This is a genomic window from Shewanella psychrotolerans (assembly GCF_019457595.1).
GTDB lineage: Bacteria > Pseudomonadota > Gammaproteobacteria > Enterobacterales > Shewanellaceae > Shewanella > Shewanella psychrotolerans.
Genome location: NZ_CP080419.1, coordinates 2,044,475 through 2,058,017 on the forward strand (window position 1 = coordinate 2,044,475; position 13,543 = coordinate 2,058,017).

Genomic DNA, 13,543 nt, shown 5'->3' on the forward strand with positions numbered 1-13,543 from the left:
GATACAACCTGTTACACCAATGGGGTAGTGCGCCGATAACTATAACCTTACTCACAAATTTACTGTTAAATTTCTGCGATGGGTTTGTTAATTGTGAAATTGATAGTAAGATATTCTCAATCATCATACAATAGCATTAATGCCAAAATCATCGATGCATGTGCACTAGGGAGAAACGATGCGATCTATGTCAAATATCACGAGTAAAGCGCTTAGCCATTTAAAATGTCTTACGCTTGTAGGGCTTGTGGGTTGTAGCGCAAATTTGAGTGCGACTCAAGTTAGTATTCACGATCCTGTCATGGCAAAAGAGGGGGATAGCTATTATCTGTTTAGTACAGGACCAGGTATCACCATCTATTCATCTACAGATAAAATCCATTGGAAAGGTTCGGGTCGTGTTTTCGATACTGAACCAACCTGGGCACGAGATATCGCCCCTGGCTTTAATGGTCATTTATGGGCGCCCGATGTTTTTGAGCATAAGGGGTTGTTTTATCTTTATTACTCAGTATCCGCTTTTGGTAAAAATACCTCTGCAATCGGTGTTGCGGTTAATAAAACATTAGATCCCACTTCAAAAGAATACAATTGGCAAGACAAAGGCATTGTATTGCAATCTATTCCGCACCGTGATGCATGGAACGCTATTGACCCTAATATCATTATCGATGAACAAGGTACTCCTTGGATGAGCTTTGGCTCGTTTTGGGCAGGACTTAAGTTGGTCAAATTAAATGATGATTTGATCTCTATTGCCGAGCCGCAAGAGTGGCATACTTTAGCTAAGCTCGACCGCCCAGCGTTCGAAGATGAAGCTGCGGCAGGACCTGCGCAGATCGAAGCGCCATTTATCTATAAAAAAGATGACTATTACTACCTAATAGTATCTTACGGCTTATGTTGCCGAGCAGATGATAGCACTTATCGTTTAGCCATTGGTCGTTCAAAATCGGTGTCTGGTCCTTACCTCGATAAAGAGGGCAAAGATATGGCTAAGGGCGGCGGAAGTGTACTACTTAACGGCACAAAAGCTTGGCCTGGACTTGGTCATAACAGCGTATATGAATTTGATGGGAAAGATTATCTAGTGTTTCATGCCTATGAGTCTGCAGATAATGGATTGCAGAAATTAAAGATGGCAGAGCTAAGTTGGGATGATAAAGGGTGGCCAGTCGTTGATCCCAAAGCACTGGACGAATATCAGAGCGTATTAATTAATCAAGTAGGTAATAAATAATGACTCGTATACTCGCTAAATCGGTGACGGCAATTGCGATAGCAGCTTGTTTGTCTAGTGCGGCTGTAACGGCTACACCGCAGATACAAGAAGAAACCAGTATCAGTGCCTCAACATTTGCCAATCCACTATTTAGAAATGGCGCCGATCCTTGGTTGCACTATTTTAATGGTAACTATTATTTAACGACGACCACGTGGACGTCTGAGTTAGTGATGCGTAAATCACCAACGCTTGCTGGCCTTGCTGATGCACCAGCTCATAATATCTGGACGGGTGATGATAAATCTCGTTGCTGCAATTTTTGGGCATTTGAGTTTCACCCTATGGAAACAGAAAAGGGATTGCGTTGGTATGTGATCTATACCTCTGGCGTGAAGGAAAACTTTGATGGCCAACGCAATCATATATTAGAAAGCGAAGGTAGTGACCCTATGGGTCCTTACAAGTTCAAAGGCACGCCGATGCCAGATCACTGGAACATCGACGGCAGTTACCTCGAACACCAGGGTAAATTGTACTTTTTATGGTCTGAATGGCATGGCGCCGATCAAGTTAACCTGATCGCCGAGATGTCTAATCCTTGGACGGTTGTTGGTGAGCATAAGGTGATCACTAAGCCTATCTATGAATGGGAGAAATCAGGACTTAATGTTAATGAAGGTCCTGAGATTATTAAACGTGACGGCAGAACCTTCTTGGTTCATTCATCGAGTTATTGTAACACCGAGGATTATTCTCTCGCGGTGGTTGAATTAACAGGTGAAGATCCACTCGATCCCGCTTCATGGACTAAATACGACAAGCCATTTTTTAGTAAAGGAAATGGCGTATATGGACCAGGACATCACGGCTTTTTCACCTCTCCTGACGGCAGTGAAGATTGGTTGATCTATCACGGTAACTCATCGCCTACCGATGGTTGCAGCGGCACTCGTTCAGCGAGAGCACAATCATTTACTTGGGATGAAAATGGACTGCCTAATTTTGGTGAGCCCAAAGCCGATAAACAGCAAATTCCTGTACCTAGCGGTGAGAAGGGACCTTTGACAACAAAAGTGGAAGGGGTTCAATACCGTATTGTTAATCGTGATATCAATCAATGTGTGGTAACGGATAAAAAGGGCAATGTCACTGTCAGTGACTGTGACGATAAAGGTAGCGCTTGGGTGATAGATCCGACCAACGAAGGCCTTTATCGCTTAGCCAACGCTGAACATGGCACATTTTTGACTCAACCGCAGTGTCAGGATGAAAAAGCAACTGGCATAAATGCAGGTCCTTGGACAGCTTCTCGCTGCCAACGCTGGTCAGTCGATGCAACTCATGATGGTTGGTTTAGATTCGCTAATGAACTATCGATAAAAAATCTTCAAGCTGACAACTGCAGCAGTAAGAAGGGAGCCGATGTCGCCGCGGGTGATAATCGCCTCAGTAGTTGCACCGATTGGCGCATAGAGCCGGTATCACAGTTCGCTATTGTTAATGCGCACAGTGGTCGAGTGGTTACTGCAGAGCAGTGTGATAAGAACACTAATGCCAATGTTGTGCAATATGAATACACGGGAAGTGCCTGTCAGCAATGGCAAGCGATGCCTACAACCGATGGTTATTATCGCTTGCAGTCGCTCAATAGTGCCAGTCAGTGTCTTGTAAGTGATAAAGGCAACCTCACCCTTGGTAGCTGTACCAGTGATGATGGGGAATGGCGCAGTGAATATATGCCAAATGGCACCTTACGCGTGGTGTCACGTAAAGGTGGTTCATCGATGAAAGTGTCGGGCGAATCCTATTCAAATGGCGACAACATCGTTGAAGATGTGTGGAAGAATACGATTTATCAAAGTTTTTACTTTAGAGAGGTGAATAAGGATTAAATAACTGCTTCAACCCAGTTCATGTGTTTTGCCATAAGAGTATAGGTCGCTTCTATGGCAATTTTGTTGAGCTACATCCATCGCTCGACGTTTTATGCAGTAACTCCGGGAATTGGTTACTGCTTTTTTTTGCCTTGAATTTGGGGCTTATACCAATTTGCATAAAGAGGTGATCGCTCAGCAAGAATTTAGCGCTGATGAGGCAAGATCTTTAATTGCTCCTCATTAACGGCTCCATGCAGTCATGCATTCAAGACATTCACAATATCTGACCGCCAAAGATGTAGGGAATGTCTTAAGTATATCGGGAACATACAAGACCTTGTTGTTTGCAACGAGTGAAGAGCATCGTTGAATTAGGCTCAAACTCGTTAACTGCATCAAAAATGCTAAAACTCGCCTGTTAGGTGTGTTTTTAGCTGGCTACTTTTGCGTTGAATGGCCTCAATCATTCCTTCATCCATTCGCCTTGAATTCGTTGCCAAAAAACACGCTGAGTAGATCACTTTCTTATACTGATTGATATTTACTGATTGGTATCGCAATGATTAATATAGGCGTTTACAGAGGGCATAAGACATAAAAAAGCGATGATATACATCGCTTCTTCGGTGAGTTTTGTTTGGGTAAACTAATTAATTTTCTATACGCATGACAAATCCATCGTTACCAGCAAGTGTTACTTTAGTCGTTGTTGTTATAACGATGTTTTGATCCGAAAAGCCTCGATCGCCATCACTTTTGATGGCATAGGCAGTTTTACCCGCTAAAAAACTGAGATCTAAGTTAACTGTTTTAGCGCTGTTTTCACCATTAATACCTGCGATATACCACAAGTTGCCACTGCGGCGGGCAAATACCGCGAGTTTACCAGGCGTACCGGCAATATAGCGGGATTCATCCCATTGCACTGGTAATTGGCGCAAGAACTGTTTTACATAGGTGGGAACCGTTTTTATTCCACCGGGTGTCTCGACTATGTGTTGAATACCACTAATAAAAATAATGGGTAAGGCTAGTTCAAACCCATTGGTTGTTTTACGTTTGATACTAGGGATTTCATTAAATGTTGTTGGGGTAAAGTCCATGGGATCAAACAAATTTCTGGCAAAAGGCAGCATCGCACAGTGGCTAGCTTGTTTATCTGCGGCATTCTGGAAGAAGGTGATCATCTCAAAGCCTCTTACCGCTTCAGACGTGAGCAGGTTAGGGTAAGTGCGTTGTAGACCGCGTGGTAAAGTGGTGCCGTGAAAATTGACCAACAGTTGATATTTCGCTGCATCATCTAAAATATCGTGATAATACTGCATCATAGATTGACCATCACCGGAAAAAAAGTCGATTTTAACGCCTTTTACGCCCACAGCTTGTAGCTTAGCAAACGCCTTCTGACGAGTCGTTTTCGTCAATAATTGGCTCTTGGGACTATACTCCGTGGTGTTCCAATCCCCCGAGGAGTTATACCAAACAAATACTCCCACGTGTTTGCTGTTTGCATATTCAACCAGCTGAGCTAACTTTTTATCGCCAATGTTCTTATCCCAATTAACATCCACTAAGGCGTATTGCCAGTGCATGTCGGCAGCATGATCGATAAATTGTTTCTGCACTGGGAAAGTGATGGAATCATCTTTGAGTAGTCCCCAGCTCCAGGACGCGACACCGGGTTTGATGAAGTTAGTGGCAAAGGTTTGAGCGGGCTCAGCCAGATCGGTTCCTAGGGTTGAATTGGCCACTTGTGCTAATGAACCTAGTGCTAGCACCCGCCAAGGGGTGTCCAGTGGTAATTTTCCCGTAGTCAACAATCCTTGATGGGTGAACACTTCGGCCGCTTGAGGTTGGCCGATGTGATAATTGCCATTGGGCGATTGTGCCTCAAGACGAGAGGCGTGGTGATAACTTTTAACCCCTGCTTCGGTAATGGCGAGCCAAACTTGCTGTTTTTCGTCGATTTGTGCTTTTGAAGTATTAAACAGGGCGGGGAATACCCAACCAGCAGGAGAGGGAGAAGGTTGATCAACATCTATCTCCATGAGGTAGTGTTCTTCATAGGAAGGGTTGGTGTTTGCCCATCCTGTTTGTGCTTCGGCGATAGGCTGTAACCAGGCTTTGCTATGGCTCGGAAGCTGGAAGCTGGTATGTTCTTTGGTGATGGTTTTGACGCTGTCGCTGTCGCTTGCTGATTCATCTGCAAGCGCGCTATAGCGAAAGGCTACGCCATCATCAGAGACCCTGAAGGTGATCGCTAACTTTTGGTCTTTATCATTGAGCAGATAAAACTGGCGCTGATTAGCCTGATAGTGTACTTGTGATTGCTTGCCGGTAAACAGCTGATAATCTTCTGAGATTATGCTGATATCAGAGGCTGTGAGCTGGGTAAAGTTTTGATAAAAATGTCTATCAGCTAAGCTCAGCCCTAGTGACGAAGGTGCTAAAACAATGGCGTTGTTTTTATCAATTTGATAGCTGAGTTGATTATCGTTCAAGCTAATGGTGACGGCTATTTGTTGATCTGGACTGTGAACTTGATAATCGTTGCCATAAGCGGTGTTGGCGGCTAAACAAAGTAACGACAATGTCATTGGCAATATCGACTTCATACTGGCTCCTTGTGGCCTGGAAATAGTTTGCAGAAGCTAGAAAAAATAAAAGCTAATCAAATGATTAGCTTTTATTAAATTTACTATGTATCTAATTTACTAATTAGAAGGTATAACGTAGACCTAAACCGAAGGTACGGCTGTAGATTGAGTTACTTAGGTTGAAATGGTCTTCATATTCATAGTATTGCTGGAACGTTTCATTGGTCAGGTTAGTCGCGTCGAAGCTGATCACTAGATCATCAGTAATGTCGTAGCTAAACTGGAAATCCAAGCTTTGTTCTGGGCGACGATATACACCACGAGGGTTCGCGAATGAAGGTGCTTCATAGTAAGCCAAGAACGCATCACGCCATACATATGACAGACGGGCACTGAAATCTTCTTTTTCATAAATTAACACACCAGAAAATGAAGTATCAGATACACCGAACATTTCACGTGTCGAGTAACCAATTAGAGAGCCATCTTCTGCATACTCAGGAAGATCTTGGCTTGAATCTAGGAAAGTTGCACTGGCTTGGATGCCGAAACCATCCGCCCACTCTGGCACATTCTCAAGGAAGTATACTCCACCAAGTTCAAACCCTTTTAACACACCGTTTGATGAGTTATCCGGCATGGTCACAATGTAGTCTTTATTATCAACGGTTACACGACGAAGTGAATCATATACGAAACCTTCAATATCACGGTAGAAATAGGTACCGTAAACAGAGCTACCTTCACCGAAGTAATATTCAAGTGATAAATCGTAGTTTACAGATTCAACAGGCTTAAGATTTGCGTTACCACCAGAACCATCACCATAGCCTTTATTGGTTACGTCTTCACGAAGGCGTAAAAAGCTATTTAACTGGGTGAATTCTGGACGGCGCAACGTTTCTGTGTAAGCAAAGCGAGCGATTAAATCATCAGTGATATAATAACGCAGCACCAAACTTGGCAATAGTTTGCTACTACTGTTGGTTGAATCGGTGGATGCTTCTTCTCCTTCTCCGCCATCAATGTTAAAGAAGGTCATATCCGCTTCGGCGTTAACATAACGTACACCGAATTGACCATCTAAAATATTTCCACCTAGCTCTGTTTCAAAGTCAGTTTGCGCATAGAGTGACCAAGTGGTTTGCTCAATGTCAAAAGTTTGTTCTAGAACTAGGTCGTTAAAGCCGGACAGTTCACGATATAAGTCACGATTCTTCATCAGTGCTTTACCATTGATACCAACCCAACTTGTTGGCACACTGGCGCCACCATCGTAGAAGTCAGTAATGGTCTTCACCATACTTGGATCAAGTGAACTTAGAGCAGAACGATATTCACCTTCTACATCACGTGCATACTCTTTGGCGGTACGTAGGTCATAACGCATACCCACTTTTGCGCTAGTGAAGAAGCCGTTATCAAGGTAAATATCAGCATCTAAAGTATATGTCAGCGCATCACCTTCATTTTTCCCGCCATTATCATATACTTGCGCAGTATTCCACATTGATACGTCTGTTAGATCTACTGATTGACCACCTTCTCGATCCAAAACATCCCATGCAGGTACACCATCGTCAGCGTTGAAATCAAATTCAACATAAGGCAGCGTAGTATCAGTACGCATTGCCATGAACTCAGTTTCAAACTCACTGGTTTGATAAACGATTTCGGACTTAATAACAGTGTCTTCACCAACATCCCACTTACCGCCTAAGGCGAACATGTAGCTATCAGTGGTCTCCTTGGTAACATCACCACTAGTGAACGAATATGGCGATCCAATTCCACGAGACTTGATAATGTTAGTGCCTTCGTAGACTACAGGTGGTGTCGATGGAAGGTTGCCCCACCAGTCAGCAAACGAGAACAGCAGGTCATTTTGGCTTTCATTACGATAACCGTTATAGAAAGCCTCAAATACGTACTCAGAAGTATTGTTCGGTGCCCACTGTAACGATAAATTTACTGCTGGACGTTCACGTTCACCGGTATAGTCATTTTGGAACATGGCATCACGAGAGAGTAAATATTCAACTTCTTCACCAGTAGCTAAATCGGTAATCGTTGAACCTGGTGTAGTCGATAGACCACCTTCCAGACCTGGTTCCCAGCCATATCCATCAGGGAACATTCGTTCTAAGTTATCAGCGCGAAATGGGACTGCCGCACCTGCTGTTACGCTTTGGTCGCGGTAGTTTGTGCGAGCATAAGAGAGGTTTAGTAAGGCGCCAAACTCACCTTGTCCAGTATCCCAACGATTAGACAATAATGCACTAACAATTGGATCGGTTTTGTCAGCTTGATCTTGATATACGCCGCGGGCGTTAATCATAAATTTTGCGCCGTCAAAATAAAACGGACGTTGAGTAAGAACATCTAATTGACCCGCAATACCACTTTCAAGCTGGCTAGCTGAACGGGTTTTATAAACTGCTACGCTCTGAAGTAGAGCCGCAGGAATATCTGCAACTGCTAAGGTTCGGCCGGCTGCGGTAAACATTTCGCGACCGTTAATGGTTGTGGTTACATCAGTTAGACCACGAATGGTAACAGTGTTAACTTCACCAGCGTTGCGGTCAGTCGTTTGAACCCCTGTAACACGTTGTAGTGCTTCTACTACGTTGTTGTCTGGGAATTTACCAATATCTTCTGCAACGATTGCATCAACAACCTGCACGTTCTCTTTTTTCAAAGATATCGATTTATTTAAGCTTCCTCGGATACCAGTAACTTGAATGACTTCAATGTCATCAGTATTTACCTCTTCTTCTGCGTAGACTTGTTGTGTGATAAGTAGCGATGAAGCTACAGCCATACTAACTAATGTGCGTTTGAACATGTGTAAAGCCCCCAAAGTACAATTACTTCATTGATTATAGATATAACGGTTCAGTAAAGATTTTGTTGCTATGTTATTAATAATGCTATTGTATGACTAATAGGCTGTCAATAAATAGTTTTTGGTGTGACATTAATTGTGGCGTCGATCATTTTTTTGAACAACAGTCCATATTTTCATTTTATTTTGTTGCTTTATTTGTTAAAAGTCTTTACTGATTTGTTAAATAGTATTGTATGATGATTTGGGCTGTTTTTGGCCTCGGTTTATACAAATTCCTGTTCTTTAGTGACCCGCCATAGACATTTTTATACATAACAAAAAAGGCCTATGGCCTATTTATCTTTGGGGAAAAAGGCAAATGAAATTGAATAAGTTGATGTTAGCTATGGTTGGGGCCATAGCATTAGCTGGTTGTGGAAGTGATGATGGGCAGTCGGGGGGGGTGCCGCCAAATCCTATTGCAGAAATTCCACAATTTCCTGATCCTACAATTAATAAAGACCTTTTAACTTTTAATGACCTTGGGGTTCACGATCCATCAGTGGTCAAGTCTGGTGATACCTACTATGTATTTGGCTCTCACCTAGCAGCCGCTAAATCTATTGATTTGATGAATTGGAGCTACATTACTCGTACTGATAATGATGTTGAGCGTATTGCCAACGATGCCACTGATCAAAACCCATTGTTTGATACCATGTCTACCGAGATGGCTGATGCCTTCGAATGGACTGGGCCTTACTTTAAAGGTTCTTGGGCTGCAGATGTCATTCAGTTAAAAGATGAAAAGTACTATTTCTACTACAACTGGTGTAACAACCCAGATAATGCAGATGAAGCAATTTGTCATCACCGTTCATTTATCGGTGTCGCAGTTGCTGATAATGTTGAAGGTCCTTATGTCAATAAAGGCGTATTTCTTCGTTCAGGCATGACTGATCAAGATATCGCCGATGGTAAAGGCCCTGAAGGTGTGACCAGTTACGATCCTGCTACCATGCCTAACGCTATCGACCCTGATGTTTTTTATGATAAAGATGGTCAGCTATGGATGAGCTATGGTTCATATTCTGGTGGTATTTTCATTCTTAAAATGGATGAAGAAACTGCGATGCCATTACCAGGGCAAGGCTATGGTAAACGTCTGACTGGCGGTAACTTCCATGCCAATGAAGGCTCATATGTTCTCTATAGCCCTGAATCAGATTACTACTACTTATTCACTTCTATCGGCGGCTATGATGCTAACGGTGGTTACAATATTCGTGTATCTCGCTCTGTAAACCCCGATGGCCCTTATATTGATGCCGCAGGCAATGATATGAGTACCGTTTATGACTCACCCGAAGGTTTTGGTAACAAGCTGATGGGTGGTTTCGAGTTTGTAGCGAAAACCGGTGATGTGGGAGACTCTTATGGTTACCTTTCTCCTGGGCATAACTCCGCATATTATGATGAGAAGACTGGCAAGCATCTACTGATCACTCATACTCGTTTTCCTAATCGTGATGAGCAACATTCAATTCGTGTTCACGAGATGTTTGTTAACGCCGATGGTTGGCTAATTGCTTCTCCTCAACGCTATGCTCCGATTGATGGAGATAATATTGTCGATGGTGTTGATTTAGTTGGCGATTATCGCTTTATTAATTTAGGGAAAGATACCAATAAAACGGCTAAACAGTCCGTTTATATTAGCTTGACTGAAGATCGTTTAGTTAAAGGCGCCGTGAGCGGGACTTATCTCATGTATGAGAATGAGCCGAACCGCATTACCCTCGACCTTGGTGAAACGGGTATTTTTGAGGGGGTTCTCGCTTGGCAATGGGATGAGCAGTTACAAAAGCTGGTACCAACATTTAGCGCGTTATCAGATGATGGTGTTACCGTTTGGGGTTCTCAGCTTGAGAATAAGTCAACATCTGAAGTATTAGAAGATATTGGTTCGAGCATCACCATTCCTAGTGAAATTAAAGGCGGTATCATCTCTTTGCCAACCGAGGCAACTCGAGGGGCGACCATTACTTGGTCATCAAGTAATGATGCAGTTATCAGGCCCGACGGTAAAGTTCTTCGTCCTAATGCGGGTGAAGGCGACCAAGTGGTGACACTTACCGCTACCATTATGGTAAATGGTGAACAGGTTGTTAAAACCTATCAGGTGACTGTATTAGCAAGACAGATTTATAACCGTATTGCTAACTATCGTTTTGATAACAGCTTAGAAGATTCACTCGGATTGTTTGACGATGGTCAACCTACTGGGGATAGATTATTTAAAACAGCAGATAACATTGAATATGCTATAGGGTTCGACGGACAAGCATTGTCACTTGATGGTGCTCACGGTGTGTTATTGCCATCAGGACTTATCTCTAGCAATGAATATACCGTTTCATTTTGGGCTAACCCTACAGTGAACACCAAGTACACAACGGCATTTTTCGGTGCGGTCGATGAGTATGACGTTGACGAATCTGATGATAAGACATCAGATAATTGGATAAGCTTTGTACCTCAGTCATGGGATGATAATACTATGCTGTGGAGCAATAATACCCGAGATGGTGTCTGGTTTGATGGCTCTGCTGAAGAACGAATTCCTGAGAATAGCTGGTCCCATATGGCATTCTCCTTTGATAAAGGGTTAGTGAAAGTTTATATCAATGGTGTCGAGAAATTCAGTGGTGGTAATTTAAGGGATTTCTTTACCGGGAATGAAGGCGTATTTGCCCTCGGTGTTAACTACTGGAATACACCTTTCAATGGTCTGATTGATGAGTTTAACGTATATGAAGCTAGCTTAACGGCCGATGAAGTTAAAGCGCTTGACATTGATAAGTTACCAGATAGCGAATTATTGGCTTCCGCGACTGAAATTTTAGATCTTGGCGATTTAACGGCGGTAAAAGAAGATCTAGATCTGCCGATAACGGGACCATATGCCGCTTCCATCGTATGGACATCGTCAGAGCCTACCATTATTAGCGAAACGGGTAAGGTAACTCTGCCTGGACGTGAGGAAACCGATAAACAGGTGACGTTAACGGCGACATTGAAATTGGCTGGTGAGATGAGCACGAAAGTGTTTACCGCAACCGTTAAGTCTAAAGCGCCGCCAACACCTGTTGCAATCTTCAGCTTCGAAGATGACCTTAAAGATGTTAGCGCTAATTTTGGTGCGGGCAACCTCGTAGGTGATAAAATTGGTGTTGAAGGTGGTAGTGTTACCTTCGAAGATGGTGCCGTGGGCAAAGCGGTAGTACTCGATGGTACATCGGGCATTGAGTTACCGGATAACCTGATCAAAGATAATACCTACGCTGTGTCGATGTGGTTGAATCCTACTCAACTAGACAAGTATGTTACTGCATTATTTGGTTATGCGAGTAATACCAGCTGGACGAGTGTGTTACCTGGTGGTCAAAATGACTATGAGAAAATGGTAGTGTGGTCTGGTGAAACTTGGTTTGATGGAAAAACTGATTATGTGATGCCAACAGGTGAATGGACCCATTTAGCCTATAGCGTCAACGACGGTAACATCAAAATATATATTAATGGTGAAGAAAAGTTCTCTGGTGAGAGTTTCCCAGACGTCTTCTCTGTTCCTACGACCAAGTTTGCTATCGGAGTTAACTTCTGGGATACACCGTTTGTTGGTGCTATCGATGAACTCAAATTCTACGATGAAGCTATCACAGCGGAATATGTAGTCGAATTATTTAATGAAGCTCAATAAATTGTTATTTATGTAGTCACGCTGTTTGAGGTGTCTACATCACAAAAAGCCAGCGATTTTTCGCTGGCTTTTTTACTTTTTGAGCAGCTATATGATCGATTGATTAATTAAGCAGGGCATAAAATCTCAAATAAACAATGTGTAAAGCTCGAAATAGCCACTCGTGTTTCATCGATCTACTTGTTATATTAGGCAGCGCATTTAGCTCATGACCATGATAAAAAGGCTAACGATGACCTCTGTAACAATAGGCAGCTTGATCACAACGGTTAAGGCCGGAAATACGCTAGGTGAAGGTGTTTTTTGGGATCAGCAAACTCAATCTATTTGGTGGACCGATATCGAAGACGCATCAATTTTCCAATATATGATCGACACTAAACAGTTAAAAGCGTATTCAATGCCCTATAGAGTGGGATGTTTTGCGCTAATTAAAGATGACCCACGTTTAATTGTTGCTTTTGATAGAGGCATTGCTTTATATGATCTTAACAGTGCAGAGATTGAGTGGTTAGCCGAGCCAGAAGAACATTTACCTTGTAATCGTTTTAATGATGGTCGAGTCGATCGCCAAGGACGATTTTGGGCAGGTACTATGGTGGATGAACACAGCAGACATGTGATGAGCGCCTTTGATTCTGAACCCTCGATAGCGACGTTAGGTGCACTATACTGTGTTGATCATTATGCGCGTTGCCAAAAGATGTTAACCGGTATTGGTACTGCTAACAGCCTTTGTTGGAGTCCGGATAGTCAATATATGTATCATGCTGATTCTACCAAGCAGCAGATCACTCGTTTTGATTTTGATAGCGAAGCGGTAGCATTGAAGACCCCTTGTTGTTTTGCTACGACAGAGGGTCATGTTTTTCCCGATGGTTCAGAGGTCGATGCAGACGGTTATCTATGGAATGCACAGTGGGGCGGAGGCAAAATTGTTCGTTATACGCCAGATGGTGATATAGATATTAGCCTGTCGCTTCCTGTGAGTAACCCTACCAGTGTCGCGTTTGGCGGTAAAAATCTCGATTGGTTAATCATCACCAGTGCTAAGCACGGATTGTCAGATCAGCAGTTAACGCTTGAGCCTCAAGCTGGCGATCTATTTATTTATCAGTTACATGGCATTAATGGATTAGCGGCTAATCGTTACCTATCGAAATCACGTTTATAAGTTTCGCTCAATTCTTTGTTATCACGATGTTTGAGCAAGTCGTGGATATCTTCATCGGTCGTAAGGTGGATTGTCATACA

6 protein-coding genes are annotated in these 13,543 nt (G+C 42.9%); 4 read left to right on the top strand and 2 right to left on the bottom strand.

The features are described 5' to 3' along the window. The first annotated feature begins 187 nt into the window (after positions 1-187). Together K0I62_RS09045 and K0I62_RS09050 are read left to right on the top strand one after the other, a co-directional pair. The gene (locus K0I62_RS09045) at positions 188-1,240 is read left to right on the top strand and encodes an arabinan endo-1,5-alpha-L-arabinosidase (protein ID WP_434086843.1); all 1,053 of its coding nucleotides are present in this window, start codon (positions 188-190) and stop codon (positions 1,238-1,240) included. Further along, complete coding sequence (locus K0I62_RS09050; RefSeq protein ID WP_220071114.1) at positions 1,240-3,117, top strand: family 43 glycosylhydrolase; 1,878 nt, start codon at positions 1,240-1,242, stop codon at positions 3,115-3,117. Before K0I62_RS09045 ends, K0I62_RS09050 begins: the two co-directional genes overlap by 1 nt. 635 nt (positions 3,118-3,752) lie before the next feature. Here the strand turns inward: K0I62_RS09050 and K0I62_RS09055 are convergent. Both K0I62_RS09055 and K0I62_RS09060 read right to left on the bottom strand, forming a co-directional pair. Further along, positions 3,753-5,717: a glycoside hydrolase family 97 protein gene (locus K0I62_RS09055; RefSeq protein ID WP_220071115.1), complete on the bottom strand. Its 1,965-nt coding sequence runs from the start codon at positions 5,715-5,717 to the stop codon at positions 3,753-3,755. 103 nt (positions 5,718-5,820) lie between these two features. Continuing rightward, positions 5,821-8,544 carry a TonB-dependent receptor gene (locus tag K0I62_RS09060; RefSeq protein ID WP_220071116.1) on the bottom strand — a complete coding sequence of 908 codons (2,724 nt, stop codon included), beginning with the start codon at positions 8,542-8,544 and terminating at the stop codon, positions 5,821-5,823. A 361-nt stretch (positions 8,545-8,905) separates the two neighbouring features. Between K0I62_RS09060 and K0I62_RS09065 the strand changes: the two genes are divergently transcribed. Both K0I62_RS09065 and K0I62_RS09070 read left to right on the top strand, forming a co-directional pair. Continuing rightward, positions 8,906-12,289, top strand: a complete 3,384-nt coding sequence (locus K0I62_RS09065) for a LamG-like jellyroll fold domain-containing protein (protein WP_220071117.1) — start codon at positions 8,906-8,908, stop codon at positions 12,287-12,289. Positions 12,290-12,521: 232 nt separating this feature from the next. Beyond that, a complete protein-coding gene (locus tag K0I62_RS09070) occupies positions 12,522-13,463 on the top strand; it encodes an SMP-30/gluconolactonase/LRE family protein (RefSeq protein WP_220071118.1) in 942 nt (313 codons plus the stop codon). Positions 13,464-13,543 lie beyond the last annotated feature (80 nt).